Here is a 21,260-nt window from a genome sequence, read left to right as displayed (position 1 = left end):
GGTGATTCTGCAGGGCTTGAACACGGCGCTTTCGCGCGCCTCCACGATCGACCGCGCCCTGGGCGAAGCCCTGCGGAGCGCCGACTTCTCGGCGCCCGACGGCATCGACGCGCCGCTGCTGGCCGGCCTGCTGCAGCGCCGCACCGAGGCCGGGCTCGCGCCGGCGCTGCTCGTCATCACGGCGACGAGCCGCGAGGGCGAACAGGTTCGCACCGCGATCGCGCCGTACCTCGACGGCGCAGAGGTGCTCGAGTTCCCCGCATGGGAGACCCTGCCGCACGAACGCCTCAGCCCGTCGGCCGAGACCGTCGGCCGCAGGCTGCACGCCCTCCGACGCATGCACGACTGGCAGGCGGCCGGCTCGCGGCATCCGCTTGTCGTGGTCGCCTCGGTGCGCGCCGCCCTGCAACCGCTCGCCGACAACCTCACCGCCCACGCGCCCATCGAACTCGTGCCGGGCGGTCGCGGCTACGACCTGCCCGAGATCTCGCGCACGCTCGTCGACCTCGCGTACGCGCGCGTCGACATGGTCTCGAGGCGTGGCGAGTTCGCCCTCCGCGGCGGCATCCTCGACGTGTTCCCCCCGACCGCCGACCACCCGGTGCGCGTCGAGTTCTTCGGCGACGAGGTCGAAGAGCTCCGCGCGTTCTCGGTCGCCGACCAGCGCTCGCTGCCCGACGTCATCGAGCGCGTCGAGCTCGCGCCCAGCCGTGAACTGCTGCTCACGCCGTCGGTGCGCCAGCGCGCCCGCGAGATGGTGCACGAGTTCCCGAGCATGGCCGGCATGCTCGAGAAGGTCGCCGAGGGCATCCCCGTCGAGGGCATGGAGTCGCTGGCGCCCGCGCTGCTCGAACGCCTCGTCTCGTTCGCGCACTACCTGCCGGTCGGCGCGGCCGTCGCCGTGCTCCACCCCGAGCGCGTCTCGGGTCGTGCCGTCAGCCTCGCCGAGACCAACCGCGAGTTCCTCGGTGCGGCCTGGAGCGCGGCCACGGCCGGCGCCGACGCGCCGATCGACCTCGCCTCGGGCGATTTCCTCACGGTGCGCGAGTTCCGTGAGGCCGTGCTGTTCAGCGCGCCGGGCGAACCCGACCCGAACCGCGCCTGGTGGACCTTCACGAACTTCGACATGGGCGATGCCGCGGCCGTCGTCGCGGCGTCGGCCGGCGGTGAGGCGGCCGAGTCCGCGTCCCGCCTCGCATCCGAGTACGTGCGCGTGGCGGCCGACGCCATGCCGAGCTTCGCGGGCAACGTCGCGGGTGCGGTCGAGCACGTCGGGCAGCGCCTGCGCGACGGCTGGAGCCTCGTCGTGGCATCCGAGGGCCAGGGGCTCGTCGAACGCGCCCGCGACGTGCTCTCCGAGGCCGGGTTCGCGGCGCGCACCGTCGAGGCCGTGCCCGACGAGCTCGAGCCGGGTGTCGCGTACCTCGTCCGCGCGGGCGCCGCACGTGGATTCGAGGTGCCCGAGGTCAAGCTGGGGCTCCTCTCCGAGGCCGAGTTCTACGGGCGCGCTGCAGGCTACGAGGCGCGCCGCAGCGCCAAGCTCGCGCCGCGGCGGCGCAACGTCGTCGACCCCCTGCAGCTCAAGGCCGGCGACTTCGTCGTGCACCAGACGCACGGCATCGGCCGGTTCGTCGAGATGGTGCAGCGCGAGGTCGCGACCGGCAGCCGCCCCACCGGCCCGAGCCGCAGGGCGGGCATCGCCCAGCAGCCCAAGGCCGTGCGCGAGTACCTCGTGCTCGAGTACGCGGCCTCCAAGCGCGGCCAGGCGGGCGACCGCCTGTTCGTGCCGACCGACCAGCTCGACCTCCTCTCGCGGTACGTCGGCGGCGAGGCTCCCTCGCTCTCCAAGATGGGCGGCAGCGACTGGGCGCAGGCCAAGGGCCGCGCCCGCAAGGCCGTGCGCGACATCGCCGTCGAGCTCGTGAAGCTCTACTCGGCGCGCATGGCGGCGAAGGGCCACGCGTTCGGCCCCGACACCCCGTGGCAGCACGAGCTCGAAGAGGCGTTCCCGTTCACCGAGACGCCCGACCAGGTGCAGACCATCGACGAGATCAAGGCCGACATGGAGCGGCCGATCCCCATGGACCGCCTGCTCGCGGGCGATGTCGGCTTCGGCAAGACCGAGGTCGCGGTGCGTGCGGCGTTCAAGGCCATCCAAGACGGCAAGCAGGTCGCGATGCTCGTGCCGACGACGCTGCTCGTGAAGCAGCACCTCGAGACCTTCACCGAGCGCTTCGCCGGGTTCCCCGTGCACGTGCGCGCCCTCAGCCGCTTCCAGACCGACAAGGAGGCGCGCGAGACCATCGCCGGCCTCGGCGACGGCACGGTCGACATGGTCATCGGCACGCACCGCATCCTCACCGAGAAGGTGGTGTTCAAAGACGTGGGCCTCGTCATCATCGACGAGGAGCAGCGGTTCGGCGTCGAGCACAAGGACGCGCTGAAGAAGCTCAAGACCAACGTCGACATCCTCGCGATGAGCGCGACGCCGATCCCGCGTTCCCTCGAGATGGCCGTCACGGGCATCCGCGAGATGTCCACCCTCGCGACCCCGCCCGAAGACCGGCACCCGATCCTCACCTTCGTCGGCCCCTACTCCGAGCAGCAGGTCGCGGCCGCCATCCGCCGCGAGATGCTCCGCGAGGGGCAGGTCTTCTTCGTGCACAACCGCGTCTCGTCGATCAACCGGGTCGCGGCGCAGCTGTCGGAGCTCGTGCCCGAGGCGCGCATCGCGGTCGCGCACGGCCAGCTCAACGAGCATGTGCTCGAGCAGATCGTGAACGACTTCTGGGAGCGAAAGTTCGACGTGCTCGTCTCGACGACCATCATCGAGACCGGGCTCGACATCTCCAACGCGAACACGATCATCATCGACCGCGCCGACAAGTACGGCCTCAGCCAGCTGCACCAGCTGCGCGGCCGCGTCGGCCGTGGGCGCGAGCGCGCCTACGCGTACTTCCTGTGGGACCCGGCGAAGCCGCTCAGCGAGACCGCGCACGACCGACTCTCGACGATCGCGGCCAACAACGACCTCGGCTCCGGCATGCAGGTGGCGCTGAAAGACCTCGAGATCCGCGGCGCGGGCAACCTGCTCGGCGGCGAGCAGGCCGGGCACATCGCCGGCGTCGGCTTCGACCTGTACCTGCGCATGATCGGCGAGGCCGTCTCGACCTTCCGCGGCGACGTGGCCGAGGGGCAGACCGAGCTGCGGCTCGAGCTGCCCATCGACGCGCACATCCCCGAGGACTACGTCGACTCCGAGCGCCTGCGCCTCGAGGCGTACCAGAAGCTCTCCGCGGCGAGCGGTCCGGCCGCGAAAGACGAGCAGATCGGCCAGGTGCTCGACGAGCTCGTCGACCGCTACGGCGCCCCGCCCGAGGCCGTGCAGAACCTCGTCGCGGTCTCGAGGCTCCGACGGCTCGCCCAGTTCGCCGGGCTCTCCGACGTGATCGCCACGGGCACCAAGCTCCGCATCGGCCCGGCGAACATCCCCGATTCACGGCGCGTGCGCCTCGAGCGCATGTACCCCGGCGCGAAGCTCGTGGCCGCAAGCGACGTGATCCTCGTGCCGTTCCCGGTGCGCGGCGGCGAGATGCCGGCCGATGCCGACCTCATCGAGTGGGTGTCGAACCTCATCACCGCGATCTTCCCGCTGCCCGAAGCGGCCGAGTCCACGGGCGCGACGCCCGCGGCGGGCGGCGCGGCCTAGCCGGGAGCGGCTGCCCCGCGGCATCCGCTCAGCGTGAGAACGGGCCGCCCGGGCCGCCGACCGCACCCTCGGCTCGGTACTGCCGCGACCGCACGGTCACGGCGATGCCGGCCAGCACGATCGCGATGCCCGAACCGAGCAGCACGGCGAGCGTGCCCTCGTCGGCGACCTCGGGGGTGCCGGCGAACGCGAGTTCGTTCATGAGCAGCGAGACCGTGAAGCCGATGCCGCCGAGCGCGCCGACCATCGCGAGATCGCCGATCGTGAGTGTCGCACCCGTTCGACGCCTCGCGACGAGCAGGCCGAGGCCGCCCGCGAGCATGATGCCGACGAGCTTGCCGACGGGCAGGCCGACGACGATGCCCCAGAAGGCGGGGGAGAGCTCGCTGACGGCCACCTGCGGGATCGCGACCATCGCCGCCGAGAGCGCGAACAGCGGCAGGATCACGCCGTTCGACACGGGTTCGAGCCCATGCACCGCGCGGCCGCCGGGCCGGCGCGCCATCACGAAGCCGAGCGCGACGCCGGCGATCGTGGCGTGCACGCCCGACTGGAGGATGAAGTACCAGGCCAGCACGGCGAGCACCCACAGCACCGCCATGATCGGCCACTGCGGGCGACGCGAGAGGATCCACGCCGAACGCGGCTTGAGCATGCGGCTCACGGCCCCGAAGAGCGCGATCGCGATCACGGCGAGCCCGAGGTACGCCATGCTCGCGTCGGCCGTGAAGAAGAACGCGATGATGAGGATCGCGATGAGGTCGTCGAGCACCGCGAGCGCGAGCAGGAACACGCGCACCCGCGTCGGGATGAACCGGCCGAACACGGCGAGCACGCCCAGTGCGAACGCGATGTCGGTCGCCGTCGGGATCGGCCAGCCGCCGACCGTGTCGGTGCCGGCCGTGAAACCCACGAAGATCAGCGCCGGCACGACCACGCCGCCGAGCGCCGCGATGGCCGGCAGCAGCGCCTTCGAGAGCGTGTTCAGCTCGCCGATGACGAGTTCGCGTTTCAACTCGACGGCGACGATGAAGAAGAACACCGCGAGCAGGCCGTCGCTGATCCAGTGGCCGACCGAGAGGTCGAGCCCCAGCCATGGCAGGTCGATGTGCGCGTCGAGCAGGTCGATCAGGCTCGAGCCGAACGGCAGGTTTGCGAGCACGAGCCCGAGGATCGCGGCCACGAGCAGCAGCACGGCCGCCCAGCGTTCGGACCTGAGGACGTTCATGGGGCACTCCGATCATGAGTGCGACGCGGATGCGATGGTGTGCAGGCGTCGACGGGGCGATTGCGGCGGTCTCCCGCCGGCCGACCAGACTTCCCGGCACTCCTCGTGGAAGCCTATCGGGCACGTACACTCGTGCGGTGTCGTTCTCGGTCTGGGTCGCGTTGCTCGCGGCGAGCGTGGTCATCTCGTTCACCCCCGGAGCGGGTGCGATCAACACCATGGGCAACGCCCTGAAGGTCGGTCTCGGCCGTGCGTTCTGGGGCATCCTCGGGCAGCAGGCGGCCCTCGTCGTGCACATCGTGATCGTCGCGGCCGGCCTCGGCGTGCTCGTCGCGAACTCGCCGGTCGCGTTCGACGCGATCCGCTACGCGGGCGCGGCCTACCTCGTCTACCTCGGCATCCGGCAGTTCCTCGCGAAGCCCGTGGTCGAGGGCGACGACGGCGCGGATGTCGCATCGACCGTCGATTCGCCCGCCGGCGAGTCGGGCTGGTCGCTGTTCCGCCGGGGTCTGCTCGTGAACCTGCTGAACCCGAAGGCGATCGTGTTCTTCCTCGCGTTCCTGCCGCAGTTCATCCGCCCCGGCGAGCCGCTGCTGCCGCAGTACCTCGTCGTCGCCGCGACCGTGATCCTCGTCGACGTCGCGGTGATGTGGGGCTTCTTCGCCGTCGCGGCCCGGTCGTTCCGCCGGGTGACGAGGTCGGCGCGCGGGCAGACGGTGCTGAACCGCGTGTTCGGCTCGCTGTTCCTCGCCGTCGGCGTCGCGCTCGCGGCGATCCACTGAGCCGGGTGTCGCGTCGGCCGCCGAGTTCGCCCGACCCGTGGTCGAATCGAGCGGCGCGTGCCTAGGCTGAACGGATGACGCACACAGCCGCATCCTCGGTCGAGTCGCCCCATCCCGGGCTCGACGAGCTCATCGCCACGGTCGCCCTGCTGCGTGCGCCCGGCGGATGCCCGTGGGACGCCGACCAGACGCACGAGAGCCTCGTGCAGTACCTCGTCGAGGAGAGCTGGGAGCTCATCGACGCGATCGAGTCGGGCGACCGCGCCGAGATGATCGAGGAGCTCGGCGACGTGCTCTACCAGGTGCTCTTCCACGCCGACATCGCCGTACACACCGACGGCGAGCGCTTCGACATCGACGACGTCGCACGGCACATGACGGCGAAGATGGTGTCGCGGCATCCGCACGTGTTCGGCGATCGCGAGGCGTCGACGGCAGAAGATGTCGTCGCGTTCTGGGAGGATCTCAAGGCCGAGGAGAAGCCGCACCGCACGAGCGTGCTCGACGGCGTGCCGCGCGGCATGCCCGCGCTCGCACTCGCCCAGAAGGTGCTCGCCAAGGCCGAGAAGGCCGGAGTCGGGTCGGATGCCGCGCGCGACGTCACGGCTCCCGCGACCGAGGCCGAGCTCGGCGACCTGCTGTTCGCGCTCGCCGCGTCGGCGAAGGCGCAGGGCCTCGATGCCGAGCGCGCGCTGCGCGGAGCCGTGCGCGCGTTCGAGGACGAGGTGCGGTCGGCCGAGGTCGCCGCGGGTTCGTGAGCCGCGCCGACGGTTCGTGAGCCGCGCCGCGGTGCTGGAAGAATGGACGGCATGGCCGCAACCGTCACCCCTCCGCGCGGAATGCGCGACTTCCTCCCCGCCGAGAAGGCCCGTCGCGAGCACGCGCTCGGCGTGATCCGTGGCGTCTACTCGTCGCACGGCTTCGACGAGATCGAGACGCCCGTCATGGAAGACGCGTCCCGCCTGCACGCCGGCCTCGGCGGCGACAACGAGAAGCTCGCGTTCGCGGTCATGAAGCGCGGCATCACGCCCGACGACCTGACGGCGGCCGCGACATCAGGCGACGCCCTCTCACTCGCCGACCTCGGCCTCCGCTACGACCTGACCGTGCCGCTCGCGCGGTTCTACGCGACGCACCGCGCGGCGCTGCCCCCGGTGTTCCGCTCGATCCAGATCGCGCCCGTGTGGCGCGCCGAGCGACCGCAGAAGGGCCGCTACCGCCAGTTCGTGCAGTGCGACATCGACATCATCGGCGAGGCGGGTCCGCTCGCCGAGCTCGAGCTGCTCACCGCGACGGTCGCGACGCTCGACGCGCTCGGCCTCGGCGGCTGCACGATCCGCCTCAACGACCGGCGAGTCCTGCAGGGCATCCTCGGCTCCTGGGGTGTGGCAGAAGAGCTTCGCGAGCGCGCGCTCATCACGATCGACAAGCTCGACAAGATCGGCACCGGGGGAGTCGCGGCCGAGCTCCGCGACCTCGGCATCGTCGACGACGGGGCGGATGTCGCGGCCGAGCTCGAGGCGCTCACCACCGCCGACTGGCACCTGTACGACGGCGTCGTGCCGCCGCCCACCTGGCTCGACCGCGACGCGTACGCCGACCTGCTCGCGCTGCGCCAGACCATGCCGCACGCGAAGATCGAGTTCGACCCGACCCTCGTGCGAGGCATGGGCTACTACACGGGCACGATCTTCGAGATCGCTCACCCCGACTTCGGCTACTCCCTCGGCGGCGGCGGCCGCTACGACGGCATGATCGGCCGCTTCCTCGGCCAAGACGTGCCGGCGTGCGGCTTCTCGATCGGCTTCGAGCGCATCGTCGACCTGCTCGCCGTGCGCGACGAGGGCCGCCCCCGCTCGGTCGTGCTGGTCTACGACCCCGCCGTGGAGCCCGCGACGCTGCTGAAGCTCAAGCACGAGCTCGTGGCATCCGGAACCCGCGTGCGCTTCGAGCGCCGCGTGAAGAACGCACGCGCCCTGTTCGAGCGCGTCACGGCCGACGGCTTCGACGCCGTCGCGAACGTGACCCTCGAGACGACGGATGCCGCGTCCCTCGCGTTCCGCGACCTCACCGCCTGACCCGCCGCCCGCCCGGCCTCTCCGCGAGAGGTCGCAGATGGCGACATCCGTGCGCTGATTGTCGCCATCTGCGACGTCTCGATGGTGTCGGGTTGCGGGGCTGTGGAGAGCTTGCCCGCGAATCGCGGGGGTCCAGCAGCATCGATGGCATGGTTCCCGCGTCCAGGCTGCCCTCGCATCTGCAGGGTGCCGCGTTCCTCGCCTCCGACGTGCACTTCCACGAGGCGACGCGAAGCCGACTCCGCGGACGTGACGTGCAGCGTCCGTTCACCGGGGTGCGCGCCGTCGGGCTCGACCTCGAGGCCGTGCTCGATCGCTGTCGTGCCTACGAGCCACTGTTGCGACAGGGCGATGCCTTCAGCCACGAGACCGCCGCGGGGCTGTACGGCCTTCCGCTTCCCAGCCCTTCGCGATCCGTGCACGTCCTGGCCAGAATCGGTTCGGCGCGACCGCGTTCCCGCGGCGTGACCGGTCATACGACCCGCACGGCGGTTCCGATCCGCGTCGTCCACGGGCTGCCCGTCGTGCCACCCGCCATCGTGTGGTGTCAGCTCGCCGCTTCGCTGCGGCGGGAGGATCTCGGCGCCGTCGGGGACGCCCTCGTGACCGGGCGGCGCGGAGGCCGGAACCGGGCGTCGGCGCTGGCGACGCTCGACGACCTCCGTGGTGCCGTGCGGACATGGGGCAGCGGGCGAGGTGCACGCAATCTCGCGTGGGCGTTGCTCCGCGTTCGCGTCGGAGCGGAGTCTCGACCCGAGTCGCTCACGCGGCTGCTGCTCGTCGAGCACCATCTCCCCGAGCCGATCGCGAACGATCCGACGCCGGTACGCGCCGGACTGGTCCTCCATCCCGACCTCAAATGGGAGCGCTGGCGAATCGTTCTCGAGTACGAGGGCGACGGGCACCGGACGAGTCGATCGCAGTGGCAGCGCGACATCCGTCGGCAGCGCGACTTCGAGGCCGCCGGATGGGCGGTCATCCGGGTGACGTCACATGACCTGTTCGTCGACCCTGCCGACTTCGTCGCGCGAGTTCGAGATGTCATCGCACTGCGCTGTCGGGGCAGCTGACCCCCTCGAGAAGTCTCGGATGGCGATGATGCGGCCCTTGGAGTCGCCATCTGCGACTTCTCGAGGCCCCGTGCGAGCAGCGCGGAGGGCGACGTGGAACGTCATGCCTGAGCGAGCCTCACTAGACTGGCCTGCGGATCACGACGGAGTCGTCCACCGCACATACCCATCACAGAGGAGTTCACTGTGGCATTCATCGAAGCTGTAGGCGCACGCGAGATCCTGGATTCTCGCGGCAACCCGACCGTCGAGGTCGAGGTCCTGCTCGACGACGGCTCCCTCGCCCGTGCGGCGGTGCCCTCGGGCGCCTCGACCGGTGCGTTCGAAGCGTACGAGCTGCGCGACGGCGACAAGAGCCGGTACCTGGGCAAGGGCGTGCTGAAGGCCGTCGACGGCGTGCTCGACGTGCTCGGCCCGGCCGTCGAAGACCTCGACGCGAGCGACCAGCGTCTCGTCGACGCCGCGCTCATCGAAGCCGACGGCACCCCGAACAAGTCCAAGCTCGGCGCCAACGCGATCCTCGGCGTGAGCCTCGCCGTCGCGAAGGCCGCGGCCGACTCGGCCGACCTGCCCCTGTTCCGCTACCTCGGCGGCCCGAACGCGCACGTGCTGCCCGTTCCGCTGTTCAACGTCATCAACGGCGGCGAGCACGCCGACAACGGCATCGACATGCAGGAGTTCTTCCTCGCGCCGATCGGCGCCGAGACCTACTCCGAGTCCCTCCGCTGGGGCACCGAGGTCTACCACACCCTCCGGGGCGAGCTGAAGGCGGCGGGCTACGCCACGGGCCTCGGCGACGAGGGCGGCTTCGCGCCCGACCTGCCGAGCAACCGCGAGGGCCTCGAGTTCCTCGTCAAGGCGATCGAGAAGGCCGGCTTCACCCCCGGCAAGGACATCGCACTGGGTCTGGATGTCGCGGCGACCGAGTTCTTCAAGGACGGCGTCTACCGCCTCGACCAGAAGGACTGGTCGGCCGACCAGCTCATCGGCTACTACGAGGAGCTCGTGCGCGACTTCCCGATCGTCACGATCGAAGACGCGCTCGCCGAAGACGACTGGGACAACTGGAAGTCGCTCACCGAGGCGCTCGGCTCGAAGGTGCAGCTCGTCGGCGACGACCTGTTCGTCACCAACCCCGAGCGGCTCGCCGACGGCATCCGTCGCGGCGTCGCCAACTCGCTGCTCGTGAAGGTCAACCAGATCGGCACGCTCACCGAGACGCTCGACGCGGTCAGCCTCGCGCAGCGCTCCGGCTACACGGCCATGCTGTCGCACCGCTCCGGCGAGACCGAGGACACGACGATCGCCGACCTCGTGGTCGCGACGAACGCGGGTCAGATCAAGGCTGGCGCGCCCGCCCGCAGCGAGCGCGTCGCCAAGTACAATCAGCTCCTGAGGATCGAAGAAGAGCTCGGCGAGTCCGGCGTGTTCGCGGGTCGCTCGGCGTTCCCGCGGTTCACGGCCTGATCGGCTCCGACTGCACAGACTGGCGGGGGTGGCCGAATGGCCGCCCCCGCCGGTTCGCGTCCGGGGTCAGGCGATGCACGGGGTGAGGTGAGGAGGGGTGATGGCGAAGAGACCGGCGAAACCCGCGACCACGGCGAGGCCCTCAGCGGCGGCGAAGTCCGCGAACACCTCGAAGTCCGCGAACACCTCGAAGCCAGCGAACACCTCGAAGGCCGCCGGCCCGTCGAAGGCCGCAGCCTCGAAGTCCGCTCCCGCCCCCGCCGCCTCCAAGCCGCGGGCGAAGAGCACGACCTCCGCACGACCCGCCGTGTCGCGCGCGAAGCCGGCCGGCAAGCCCACGCCGCCGCGCGCCTCCGCGGGGCGGAGCGCAGCCGGGTGGCTCGGCGGCATCCGATTCTCAGGTTTCTCGCTCATCATGATGGGTGTCCTCGTGCTCGCGCTCGTGGTGCTCGCACCGACCATCGCGCAGCTCGCGGAACAGCGCCAGAAGATCGCCGAGTTGCAGGCCACGGTCTCGCAGCAGGAGTCCGAGGTGCAGCGCCTGCGCGACGAGCGCGAGCGCTGGAACGACGAGACCTTCATCACGACCCAGGCGCGCGAGCGGCTGACGTACGTGATGCCTGGCGAGGTGAGCTACCTCGTCATCGACGATCGATCCGAGGCGGCCAGGGCGGATGCCACGACCGAGGTCTCGGCAGACGTGACCGAAACGAAGGGGGACTGGATGAGCACGATCCTCTCCTCCGTGATGACCGCGGGCCTCGCGCCCGCAGCAGGAGGTGCCGGATGACGCGACCGCCGTTCGACCCCGTGACCGAGCGGGACATCCGCATCGTGTCCGCCCAGCTCGGCCGTCAGGCCCGCGACGTCGTGGGCATTCCGGCTCGCTGCGTGTGCGGTGCGCCGACCGTGGTGGCCACGTCGCCGCGGCTCGCCGACGGCACGCCGTTCCCGACGTTCTACTACCTGTCGCATCCTGCGGCGACGTCGGCGATGTCCTTCCTCGAGGCCGCCCAGCTCATGGTCGAGTGCAACGAGCTGCTCGCGGCCGACGCATCCGTCGCCGAGGGCTACGCGCAGGCGCACCGCGACTACCTCGACGACCGCGAGTCGTTCGGCGTGGTGCCCGAGCTGGTCGGCATCTCGGCGGGCGGCATGCCGACGCGTGTGAAGTGCCTGCACGCGGTCGTCGCGCACTCGCTCTCGGCGGGTCCAGGCGCGAACCCGATCGGCGACATCGCGCTCGAGCGGTCGACGTGGTCGCCCGACGTGTGCCAGTGCCCCGACTACGGCGTCGACGACGTCGATGCGGCGGCCGGCCTCGCCGGGTCCGGCGGAGTCGGCGGCTCGGACTCCGACGGGCGCGAGTCGGCGTGACCGCCGCACGCACGGTCGCCCGGCTGGTCGCAGCCGTCGCCGTGGGCGCCGTCGTGGCGCTCGCGGGGGCCGCTCCCGCGCAGGCCGACACCGTGCGCGACTACCAGTACTGGCTGGCCGACTACGGCTTCACGACCGCGTGGAACACCACGAAGGGCAAGGGCGTCACGGTCGCGGTCATCGACACCGGCGTGAACGGCAACGTCGCCGAGCTGCGCGGCGTCGTCAAGGGAGGCACGGATGTCTCGGGCATCGGCACTCCCGACGGGCAGACGCCGGTCGGCGACAACCCGACGCACGGCACCATGGTGGCCTCGCTGCTCGCGGGCCGAGGAACCGGCGCGGGCAACGGCGTGATCGGCGTCGCGCCCGAGGCCGACCTGCTCACGGTGTCGGTCGCGTTCGGCGTCGAGACCGGTGCCGACAAGTCGAACGACGACCAGATCGCCGAGGCCGTGAAGTGGGCGGTCGACCACGGTGCCGACGTGATCAACATGTCCCTGACGCGCAACACGCAGACCTGGCCCGAGAGCTGGGACGAGGCGTTCCAGTACGCGTTCGAGCACGACGTCGTGGTGGTCGCCGCCGCCGGCAACCGCGGCAGCGGCACGAGCGAGGTCGGCGCGCCGGCGACGATCCCGGGCGTCGTCGCGGTCGCGGGCGTCGACAAGGAGAAGAACGCGAGCTTCGACGCGAGTTCTCAGGGCATCACGCTGGCCGTCGCCGCGCCCAGCGAAGACCTCGTGGGCGTCCTGCCCGACGGGTCGCACGCGGTGTGGAGCGGCACGAGCGGTGCTGCGCCGCTCGTCTCGGGCCTGGTGGCGCTGATCCGGGCGGAGTATCCGGACCTCGACGCGGCGAACGTCATCAAACGCCTCATGGCGACCGCGGATCCGAACGGCCACGAGGTGCCGAGTCCGCTGTACGGCTGGGGCATCATCGACCCGGTCGCGTCGCTCACGGCGAAGGTCGATCCGGTCGCCGAGAACCCGCTGGGCAGCCTGTCCGCGTGGATCACGCTGCACCGTCGGGCCGACACCCCGGTCGAGACGGATGCCCCCGACGATCAGGTGATCGTGCCGATCGCCGACCCTCCGCAGCCCGTCGACGTCGAGACGCAGACCCTGCTGCCGACTCCGTGGACCCTGGCCTACATCACCCTCCCGCTCTCACTGGTCGCGGGATTTGGTACGCTAGCAGCGCTGTTGGGCATCGGTGCCGCTCGGCATACCAGGCGGGCCGCTCGCACTCGCGAGCAGTGATCGCAACCATCAGAAACTGAGGAGTCCATTCACCGTGCCCAAGATTCTCATCGTCGGCGGTGGCTATGCGGGGTTCTACACGGCGTGGAAGCTCGAGAAGTGGCTGCGTGCCGGCGAGGCAGAGGTCACGATCGTCGACCCGCTGCCGTACATGACCTACCAGCCGTTCCTTCCCGAGGTCGCTGCCGGCTCGATCGAGCCGCGTCACGCGGTCGTCGCCCAGCGTCGCCACCTCAAGAAGACGAACGTCGTCACCGCGAAGGTGACCGGCATCGACCACGCGTCCAAGTCGGCGACCATCACGCCCGAGGTCGGTGAGTCCTGGCAGTTCGAGTACGACGTCGTCGTCGTCACCGGTGGCGCCGTCTCGCGCACGTTCCCGATCCCGGGCATCGCCGACAACGCGATCGGCCTGAAGACGATCGAGGAGGCCGTCGCGATCCGCGACCGCGTGCTCACGAACTTCGACAAGGCCTCGAACCTCCCGGCCGGTCCCGAGCGCGACCGTCTGCTCACGTTCGTCGTCGTCGGCGGCGGATTCGCGGGCATCGAGGTGTTCGCCGAGCTGCGTTCGTTCGCGAGCTCGCTGCTCGAGTTCTACCCGCAGCTCTCGTTCGACGACACGCACTTCCACCTCATCGAGGCGATGGGCCGCATCATGCCCGAGGTCTCGCTCGAGACCAGCCACTGGGTCATCAAGCACCTCGCGCAGCGCGGTGCCGAGATCCACCTCGACACGCAGCTGCAGAGCGCGGTCGACGGCGTCATCGAGCTGTCGACCGGTGAGAGCTTCGAGTCCGACCTCATCGTCTGGACCGCGGGCGTCATGGCCAACCCGGCGATCGTCCGCACGAGCGACCTCCCGGTCGAGGAGCGCGGCCGCATCAAGACGCGCGCCGACCTCCGCGTGGGCGACGAAGACGACATCGTGGCCGACGCCTGGGCTGCCGGCGACATCTCGGCGGTCCCCGACCTCACGGGCGGCGGTGTCGGCGGCTACTGCGTGCCGAACGCGCAGCACGCGGTCCGTCAGGGCAAGCTGCTCGCGAAGAACATCGTCGCCGTCCTGCGCGGCGAGGAGCCGAAGCAGTACTTCCACAAGAACCTCGGCGCGGTCGCGGGTCTGGGCATCGGCTCGGGCGTGTTCCAGTCGGGCAAGATCGCGCTCAAGGGCCTCATCGCCTGGTTCGCGCACCGCGGCTACCACGGTCTCGCGATGCCGAGCTGGGAGCGCAAGTTCCGCGTGTTCTGGGGCTGGGTGAACAACTTCTTCCTTGGTCGCGACCTCGTCTCGCTGAGCGCGCTCCAGCAGCCGCGCGCCGCGTTCGAGGCGTTCGCCGCTCGTCCCAAGCCCGCGGTCGCCGCGGCTCCGGCAGAGGCGCCCGCCGCGCCGAAGGCCGCCGAGAAGGCTCCCGCCAAGGCGAAGGCCGAGTCGAAGCCCAAGGCAGAGGCTGCTGCCGCCAAGTAGGCTCGCAGCGAAGCAGGTATGACGCGACGTCGCCTTCGGGCGGCGTCGCGCTCCCGTAGCCCAATCGGCAGAGGCAGGCGACTTAAACTCGCCGCAGTCTGGGTTCGAATCCCAGCGGGAGCACCGAAGCGAGATCCCCCCGGTCGCGCGCCGTGTGACGGTGTGCGTCGCGCGACGACATCCGGTTTGTCCGGACGGCCAACCCTCTGGCAGAGTTTCAGTCGTCTGCAGGTTGAAACGAAGCCTCGCGTCCGGTCCCACCGGCACGGCCTGCGGTTCCCGAGACGACGGCGTCGGTCGAGACCGCGCCCGCAGGAAAGCGAGCATCCCCATGACCAAGCCCCAGGGCGTGCACCTCGTCGGCAGCATCAACCTGCCCGACGCCGAGACCACCATGCGTTCGGCCGCCGAGATCCTCGGCGATCGGGTCCGCCGGATCCCCGACGGCGAGGTCGGCGAGCGCTTCCACTGGATCGCGTGGCAGCCGAACCGTCTCGCCCCGACGGAGGGCCTCGAGCGGGTCGGCGAGCCCGGTTACCTCATCGGCGGCGTGCTCGACGTGCGCCCGCTGCGCATCAGCGACGGGGTCGAGGCATCCGATCTCGTGCTGCCGAACCTCGGCTATGCGGATGCCGCGATCGAATCGTGGGGCGTCTTCGACCGTCTGCGCGCGGAGGGTGCGATCGCGCCCGAGACGCGCTTCCAGGTGTCGCTTCCGACTCCCGCGGCAGTCGTGGGAGCCTTCATCGTGAGCGAGGACCGCGCCCGGTTCGAGCCGGTGTACGAGGCGGCGCTGTTCGCCGAGCTCGACCGGATCCTCGAGGCGATTCCGCATGCGGCGCTTGCGATCCAGTGGGACAGCGCGGTCGAGTTCGGCTACATCGAGAACGCCGGCTACTTCAAGGGCGACGGTGCCGGATACCTGCCGTGGTTCGACGACGTCTGGGCGGGCGTGATCGAGCGTGCCGTCGCACAGGCCGCGCACGTGCCCGACGACGTCGAGGTCGGGTTCCACCTCTGCTACGGCGACGTCGGCGAGAAGCACTACGTCGAGCCGATGGATGCCGCAAACCTGGCGTCCTTCGCGCAGCGCCTCTTCGAGGCGGCGCCCCGACGCATCGACTGGCTGCACCTTCCCGTGCCGATCGAGCGCGACGACGACGCGTACTTCGCGCCGCTCGAGACGCTCGTCGTGCCGGAGGGCACCGAGCTCTACCTCGGCCTCGTGCACCGCGAAGACGGCGTCGAGGGCGCCGAGCGCCGCATCGAGACCGCGCAGCGCCACGTGGCCGGCTTCGGCGTCGCGACGGAGTGCGGCATCGGCCGTGCTCCGGCCGAGGCGACGCTGCCGCTGCTCGCAGTGCACGCGGCGGTCGCCGAGCCGCTCGCGCGGGCCTGATCCGACGCGCACCGGAAGGGCCCGCCGCGGGCCTTCCGGTGCGCGCGACCCGTCAGACGCGGTTCGCGCGCGCGGCCGCACGCCGCCGCCGGAACCACTTGTCGCCCTCGACGACGACGAGCAGGACCAGGGTGAGGCCGATGCACCCCAGCCACTGCCAGCCGGTCAGCGACACCGTGCCGAGTGCGCGCTGGAGGAATCCGATCTCGGTGGACGCGACGATGAGCAGCACCGGCCAGAGCAGGATCTTCGCGACGGCGGCGATCGGCGGGAACAGGCCCGACTCGGGGGTGCGGCGCATCAGCAGGGCGCTGAGCACGGTGGCCAGGCCGAGCACGACGTACGCCATGGTCATCGATGCGGTCGGTTCGACGGGGCTCGGCTCGTCAGGGCCCCACAGCAGCGGCACGAGGGCGATCAGGAAGATCACCGCGCCGTACACCAGCCACTCCGTGAGCGACACGGGATTGACCACGCCGATCTTCGGGTCGCGCGGCGGGTGGTTCATGATGCCGGGCGGGTTCGCGTCGGCCGCGATCGCGAACACCGCGAACAGGGCCACGAAGAAGTTGATGAACAGCACCTGGGCGGGGAACAGGGCGACGCCCTCGGCGATCGAGAAGGCGCTCGCGGCGAGGAACAGCATGATCAGGCTGAGCAGCTGGGTCATCTGGAAGCGCAGGTACGCCGTGATCTTCGAGTAGACGATGCGGCCGATCTCGACCGCGTGAACCAGGGTCGCGAAGTTGTCGTCGGTCAGGACGAGCTTCGCGGCCTGCTTCGTCACCTCGGAGCCGGAGCCCATCGCGACGCCGATGTTCGCCTGCTTGATCGCGGCAGCGTCGTTCACGGCGTCGCCCGTCATCGCGACGATCGCACCGTCGGCCTGCAGGAGGCGGACGAGCCGCAGCTTGTCGTCGGGCGTGACCCGGCCGAACACGTGCAGGTCGGGCAGCCGGCGCGCGAGCTCCTCGTCGTCCATCCGCTTCAGGTCGGCGCCGCTCACCGCCCCGGTGCCGAGCCCGAGCTCTGCGCCGATGGCGCCGGCGGTCACGGCGTGGTCGCCCGTGATCATGCGCACGTCGATGCCCGCGTTGTGCGCGACCGCGACGGCGTCCTTCGCCTCGGTGCGCAGCGGGTCGACGATGCCGACGATGCCGACGAGGGTCAGCTGGTCGACCCACGACATCGGCTCGGCCGTGACGCCGGCCTCATCGGCGTCGTCGAGGAAACGCGCGGCGAGCGCGAGCGTGCGGAGCCCCGTGGCCGACATGCGCTCGAGCTCCGTCGTCGCGGCTTCGGACCCCACGGGCACGACCTCGCGGGTCTCGCTGAGCATCGTCGTGCAGCGCCCCAGCACGACATCGGGCGCACCCTTCACGATGAGCACGAGACGCTGTTCGCCGCGGTACGGGATGCGCTGGAGGGTGGCCATGAACTTGTAGTCGGAGTCGAACGGAACCTCCGCGATGCGCGGGTAGTCCTTGCGGGCCTGGTCGGCGTCGATGCCGAGCCGGGCGGCGAGCACGACGAGCGCGGCCTCGGTCGGGTCGCCAACCACCTCGCCCTCCGACGACACCGTCGCGTCGTTCGGCAGCCCGATGGCGAGTCCGAGCGTGGGCGCGTCGATCGGCTCGTCGGACGTGCCGAGCACGTGGCCGTCGAACGAGTAGCCCTCACCCGTGACCCGGTAGGTGCTGCCGCCGAACCAGGCCGTGCGCACGGTCATCATGTTCAGCGTGAGCGTGCCGGTCTTGTCGGAGCAGATCGCGCTGGTGGCGCCGAGCGTCTCGACGTCGTTCAGCGACGTGACGATCGCCTGCTCCTTCGCGAGCTTCGACGCGCCCCATGCGAGGAGGCTCTGCACGAAGACCGGCAGGCCGGTCGGGATCGCGGAGATCGCGACGGCCGTCGCGAGGAACAGCAGTTCGTCGAGACTCTGCCCGCGCGCGAAGCCGATGAGCACGATGACGAGCACGGCGCTCCATGCGATGATGCCGAGCACCTTCGTCAGGCCGTCGAGCTCGAGCTGGAGCGGCGACTTCTTGTCGCCGACCTCGGTGAGCAGCGACGCGATGCGACCCATCTGGGTGCGCATCCCGGTCTCGACGACCACGATGCGCGCCGTTCCGCGGGTGACCGAGGTGTTCTGGAACACCATCGCCGTGCGATCCGCGAGCGCCGTTCCCGCCCCGTTCTCGGCCGGTCCCTTCGGGATCGGCAGCGACTCGCCCGTGAGCGAGGACTCCTGCGTCTCGAGGTTGGCCGAGCGGAGGATCCGGCCGTCGGCCGGCACGAGGTCGCCGGACTCGAGATCGACGATGTCGCCGGTCACGAGCTCGGTGGCATCGATCTGGAGCAGCACCCCGTCGCGGATGACGCGCGCCTTCGGGGTCTGCAGCTTCGCGAGCGCATCGACGCTGCGGCGGGCCTTCACCTCCTGCTGGGTGCCCGTGATGACGTTGAAGAGCACGAGGACCGCCACGATGATCGCCGTCGTGACCTGCCCGATCAGCAGCGAGACGATCGTCACCGCGATGAGCATGAGCGTCATCAGCTCGAGCACCTGGCTGAGGGCGATGCGCCAGACACTCGGCGGCGGCGCGCTGTGCAGCGCATTGGGACCGAGATCGGCGAGCCTGCGGGCGGCCTCCGTCGCCGCGAGTCCGGCGCGGTCGTCGGTCTCGAGCCGAGCCGTGATCTCGCTCGGCGGGAGCGACCACCAGGCGGTCTCGGGCTTCGCGTCGGATTGCGTCTGCGGGCTTCCCTCGGTCGTCGTCATGCGACCGCGCCCCTCGAGCGGGCGGATGTCACTGCGAGCCGTAGGCTCTCGAGTCGATCGTTCATGCCGAATTCCCCCTCGACGGTGCGCCGTCGACGGCGCTCGGGTTGATCGTATAGCCGCGATCCGTCCACAGGGAAGACGTCGGGCGTCGAGTCTCCGGCGCGTCGGCGGCGGGTGGGCAGACGTCATCCGGCGACGCACTGTGAAGGCGTGTTGCGCCCGTTTACCGCGGGAGTCGCGGTCGTTTTCGGCGTTCGGGATGCGGGGTTAGTGTCGCCCCATGCCCACCATCAACATCGTCGCCGTCTCCGGAAGCCTGCACGCGCCGTCGAAGACCACCGTCCTCACGCGCGAGATCCTCGAGGGGTTCGCGACCGCGCTCCGTTCGGGGAACGGGCGCGATCTCGAGATCGACACGCACCTCATCGAGCTGTCCGAGATCGGCCCCGAGTTCGCCGGCGTGTTGAGCCGCGACGCGCTGCCGCCGGCCGCAGAGGAGGCGCTGCGTCGCATCGAGTCGGCGACGCTGCTCATCGTCGCGAGCCCGGTCTACCGGGCGTCGTTCACGGGCCTGTTCAAGCACGTGTTCGACTTCGTGGGGCAGTACGCGCTCATCGACAAGCCCGTGCTGCTCGCGGCGACGGGCGGCAGCGACCGCCACTCGCTGATCCTCGAGCACCAGTTCCGGCCGCTCTTCTCGTTCTTCCAGGCGCTCACGCTGCCGATCGGCGTCTACGCGAGCGACACCGACTTCGTCGACTACCAGGTCGACTCCGCCGACCTGCGCGCCCGCATCGATCAGGCGATCGAGCGCGGCCTTCCGGTGGTGCGCAGCTCGGTCCTGCCGGTCTCGGACTACGTCGGCACCTGGTGAGGATGTCTCAGTAGCCGGGCTGCTTCGGCAGTAGCATCGGCACTGTGGGCATCGATGCCGTCCTGACGATCGTCGCGCTCGTGCTGAGCGGCGCGAGCGTGGTCGTCACGGGCCTGTTCTCGGTGCGCACGGCCCGCCTCGCGTCGGAGCTCGATGCCGAGCGCGAGCAGCGCCTCGAGACGCAGTCCGCGTTGAAGGCCGCCGAGCGGGTCTACGAACCGCTCGCGATGGCCGCCGCCGAACTGCAGTCGCGCATCTTCAACATCGTCGAGACCGGCTGGGTTCCGCTCGTGCAGCGCTACAAGAGCCACGGCGACTACGCCGTGACGAGCACGGCGTACCTGTTCGCGAACTACTTCGGCTGGATCGAGGCCAGGCGGCAGGCGGTGCTCTCGTCGAGCGGCGAGGGCGGTCGCGACATCGCGGTGCAGCGCCTGATCGACCTGGTGCTGCAGACGCTGCGCCGGAGCGAGCACAGCGAGGGGTTCCTGTTCTTCACGACCGAGCAGCGGGCGATCGGCGAGCTCATGCTCAGTTGGGAGAACTCGGCCGACGCGAACGCCCGGATCCCTCGGGTCATGGGGTACGCGTCGTTCGCGGCGCGCTTCCGCGACGATGTCGACTTCCGCGGCTGGTTCACGCCCGTCGACAGCGGCATGGAGCTCGTCGCGGCGGGCGACCATCGTCGACTCATCGAGATCCAGCGGGCGCTCGTCGCACTCATCGACGAACTCGATCCGAAGCGCAGGTACACCGTCGGCTTCGATCTGGCACCCATCGAACCGGATGCCGGCAGCGCGGCCGCCGAGGCGACCGAGCCCTCCTAGGGCTGCGAGCCCGACTCAGGACATGCGGTCGAGGCGCCGGAGGATGAGCCCCTCGCGGAGCGCCCACGGCGAGACCTCGAGCTCGTTCACGCCGAACGCGCGCATGGCCTCCGAGAGCACGACGGCGCCCGCGACGATCTGGAACGTGCGGTCGGCGGTGATGCCCGGCAGAGCGGGTCGTGCGTCGGCGGGGATGCGCGCGAGACGGGGATCCAGTCGTCGAGCCCCTTGCGGCGCATGATGCTGCGCTCGTCCGGGCCGACGCCCTCCTCGGTCCAGCCGGCGAGGCGGGCGAGCGAGCGGATCGTCTTCGACGAGCCGACCACGTGCGACGGCTTCGGCAGATGCGCGAACTCCTCGAGGGCGGGGCGCAGCACCGAGGCGGCGTGATCGCGGAGTCGTTGCACCTGCTCGGGGGCGGGCGGGTCGTCGGGGAGGAACGCGATCGTCGAGCGTCCGGCGCCGAGGGGGAGCGAGCGCGCGACATCCGGGATCTCGTCGATGCCGTTCGCGATCTCGAGCGAGCCGCCGCCGATGTCGAAGAGCAGGATGCGCTCGGCCGACCAGCCGTACCAGCGACGCACGGCGAGGAACGTGATGCGCGCCTCGTCGGCGCCCGAGAGCACCTGCAGCTCGACCCCGGTCTCGGCGGTCACGCGTGCGAGCACGGCCTCGCCGTTCGCCGCCTCGCGGATGGCGGAGGTCGCGAACGCGAGCAGTTCGTCGATGCCCGATTCGCGGGCGACCCGCACGGCGTCGCCGACGGCGGTGAGGATCGCCTCGACCCCGTCGGAGCCGATCGATCCGTCGGGCTCGAGGTACCGCATCACGCGCAGGACGGACCGGTGCGAGGCTGCCGGGATGGGTCGTGCGCCCGGGTGTGCGTCGACGACGAGCAGGTGGACGGTGTTCGATCCGACATCCAGGACCCCGA

At 70.6% G+C, this 21,260-nt stretch carries 16 protein-coding genes, 1 tRNA gene and 1 pseudogene; 14 read left to right on the top strand and 4 right to left on the bottom strand.

What is annotated here, in order from left to right; translation table 11 throughout:
* The first annotated feature begins 1 nt into the window (after position 1).
* Positions 2-3,709, top strand: coding sequence for a transcription-repair coupling factor (mfd, locus tag GQR16_RS01595; protein WP_157413388.1), 3,708 nt, complete (start codon positions 2-4; stop codon positions 3,707-3,709).
* Positions 3,710-3,737: 28 nt separating this feature from the next.
* Here mfd and GQR16_RS01590 read toward each other — a convergent pair whose 3' ends face one another.
* Positions 3,738-4,937 carry a Na+/H+ antiporter NhaA gene (locus GQR16_RS01590; protein WP_157413387.1) on the bottom strand — a complete coding sequence of 400 codons (1,200 nt, stop codon included), beginning with the start codon at positions 4,935-4,937 and terminating at the stop codon, positions 3,738-3,740.
* Between the two features lie 137 nt (positions 4,938-5,074).
* On the opposite strand from GQR16_RS01590, the gene GQR16_RS01585 reads away from it, so the two are divergent.
* The 11 genes from GQR16_RS01585 (at position 5,075) to GQR16_RS01535 (ending at position 15,840) form a co-directional block, all read left to right on the top strand.
* Positions 5,075-5,719: a LysE family transporter gene (locus GQR16_RS01585; protein WP_157413386.1), complete on the top strand. Its 645-nt coding sequence runs from the start codon at positions 5,075-5,077 to the stop codon at positions 5,717-5,719.
* Between the two features lie 74 nt (positions 5,720-5,793).
* Complete coding sequence (gene mazG, locus GQR16_RS01580; RefSeq protein ID WP_157413385.1) at positions 5,794-6,477, top strand: nucleoside triphosphate pyrophosphohydrolase; 684 nt, start codon at positions 5,794-5,796, stop codon at positions 6,475-6,477.
* A gap of 51 nt (positions 6,478-6,528) precedes the next feature.
* Positions 6,529-7,797, top strand: coding sequence for a histidine--tRNA ligase (gene hisS, locus GQR16_RS01575; RefSeq protein WP_157413384.1), 1,269 nt, complete (start codon positions 6,529-6,531; stop codon positions 7,795-7,797).
* Positions 7,798-8,051: 254 nt separating this feature from the next.
* Positions 8,052-8,867, top strand: a complete 816-nt coding sequence (locus tag GQR16_RS01570) for an endonuclease domain-containing protein (protein WP_170298390.1) — start codon at positions 8,052-8,054, stop codon at positions 8,865-8,867.
* Positions 8,868-9,053: 186 nt separating this feature from the next.
* Entirely contained in the window at positions 9,054-10,334 is a 1,281-nt protein-coding gene (gene eno / locus GQR16_RS01565) for a phosphopyruvate hydratase (RefSeq protein WP_157413382.1), read from the top strand.
* A gap of 100 nt (positions 10,335-10,434) precedes the next feature.
* Positions 10,435-11,124, top strand: coding sequence for an FtsB family cell division protein (locus tag GQR16_RS19830; protein WP_246200391.1), 690 nt, complete (start codon positions 10,435-10,437; stop codon positions 11,122-11,124).
* Positions 11,121-11,711 carry a DUF501 domain-containing protein gene (locus tag GQR16_RS01555; protein ID WP_157413381.1) on the top strand — a complete coding sequence of 197 codons (591 nt, stop codon included), beginning with the start codon at positions 11,121-11,123 and terminating at the stop codon, positions 11,709-11,711. The genes GQR16_RS19830 and GQR16_RS01555 overlap by 4 nt, the downstream gene beginning before the upstream one ends.
* Positions 11,708-12,973 (top strand): S8 family serine peptidase, encoded by a 1,266-nt coding sequence (locus tag GQR16_RS01550; protein ID WP_157413380.1) that lies wholly within the window; start codon positions 11,708-11,710, stop codon positions 12,971-12,973. The genes GQR16_RS01555 and GQR16_RS01550 overlap by 4 nt, the downstream gene beginning before the upstream one ends.
* A 34-nt stretch (positions 12,974-13,007) precedes the next feature.
* Positions 13,008-14,441 (top strand): NAD(P)/FAD-dependent oxidoreductase, encoded by a 1,434-nt coding sequence (locus tag GQR16_RS01545; protein ID WP_157413379.1) that lies wholly within the window; start codon positions 13,008-13,010, stop codon positions 14,439-14,441.
* A gap of 49 nt (positions 14,442-14,490) precedes the next feature.
* Positions 14,491-14,564: transfer RNA gene (locus GQR16_RS01540), tRNA-Leu, on the top strand.
* A 208-nt stretch (positions 14,565-14,772) separates the two neighbouring features.
* A complete protein-coding gene (locus GQR16_RS01535; protein WP_157413378.1) occupies positions 14,773-15,840 on the top strand; it encodes a uroporphyrinogen decarboxylase/cobalamine-independent methonine synthase family protein in 1,068 nt (355 codons plus the stop codon).
* Positions 15,841-15,892: 52 nt separating this feature from the next.
* On the opposite strand, the gene GQR16_RS01530 is transcribed toward GQR16_RS01535, so the two are convergent.
* A complete protein-coding gene (locus tag GQR16_RS01530; RefSeq protein ID WP_157413377.1) occupies positions 15,893-18,622 on the bottom strand; it encodes a cation-translocating P-type ATPase in 2,730 nt (909 codons plus the stop codon).
* Between the two features lie 283 nt (positions 18,623-18,905).
* Between GQR16_RS01530 and msuE the strand changes: the two genes are divergently transcribed.
* Positions 18,906-19,499, top strand: coding sequence for an FMN reductase (msuE, locus tag GQR16_RS01525; RefSeq protein ID WP_157413376.1), 594 nt, complete (start codon positions 18,906-18,908; stop codon positions 19,497-19,499).
* Between the two features lie 44 nt (positions 19,500-19,543).
* Entirely contained in the window at positions 19,544-20,326 is a 783-nt protein-coding gene (locus GQR16_RS01520; protein ID WP_157413375.1) for a hypothetical protein, read from the top strand.
* A gap of 15 nt (positions 20,327-20,341) precedes the next feature.
* Here the strand turns inward: GQR16_RS01520 and GQR16_RS20125 are convergent, their stop codons facing one another.
* Positions 20,342-20,488: a Ppx/GppA phosphatase family protein gene (locus GQR16_RS20125; RefSeq protein WP_343032890.1), complete on the bottom strand. Its 147-nt coding sequence runs from the start codon at positions 20,486-20,488 to the stop codon at positions 20,342-20,344.
* 170 nt (positions 20,489-20,658) lie between these two features.
* Positions 20,659-21,153, bottom strand: a pseudogene (locus GQR16_RS20120) (Ppx/GppA phosphatase family protein); the annotation flags it as partial.
* Positions 21,154-21,260: the final 107 nt, after the last annotated feature.

The organism is Agromyces allii (genome assembly GCF_009749385.1).
Classification (GTDB): domain Bacteria; phylum Actinomycetota; class Actinomycetes; order Actinomycetales; family Microbacteriaceae; genus Agromyces; species Agromyces allii.
The sequence above is the reverse complement of the archived record's forward strand: the minus strand, read 5'-3'. Positions and strand labels throughout refer to the sequence as shown.

What these genes read in the sequence shown, in the direction of transcription:
- GQR16_RS01590 (WP_157413387.1), bottom strand. Translation starts at nt 4,937, where the DNA reads ATGAACGTCCTCAGGTCCGAACGCTGGGCGGCCGTGCTGCTGCTCGTG.
- GQR16_RS01530 (WP_157413377.1), bottom strand. Translation starts at nt 18,622, where the DNA reads ATGACGACGACCGAGGGAAGCCCGCAGACGCAATCCGACGCGAAGCCC.
- hisS (WP_157413384.1), top strand. Translation starts at nt 6,529, where the DNA reads ATGGCCGCAACCGTCACCCCTCCGCGCGGAATGCGCGACTTCCTCCCC.
- GQR16_RS01555 (WP_157413381.1), top strand. Translation starts at nt 11,121, where the DNA reads ATGACGCGACCGCCGTTCGACCCCGTGACCGAGCGGGACATCCGCATC.
- GQR16_RS19830 (WP_246200391.1), top strand. Translation starts at nt 10,435, where the DNA reads ATGGCGAAGAGACCGGCGAAACCCGCGACCACGGCGAGGCCCTCAGCG.
- GQR16_RS01535 (WP_157413378.1), top strand. Translation starts at nt 14,773, where the DNA reads ATGACCAAGCCCCAGGGCGTGCACCTCGTCGGCAGCATCAACCTGCCC.
- mazG (WP_157413385.1), top strand. Translation starts at nt 5,794, where the DNA reads ATGACGCACACAGCCGCATCCTCGGTCGAGTCGCCCCATCCCGGGCTC.
- msuE (WP_157413376.1), top strand. Translation starts at nt 18,906, where the DNA reads ATGCCCACCATCAACATCGTCGCCGTCTCCGGAAGCCTGCACGCGCCG.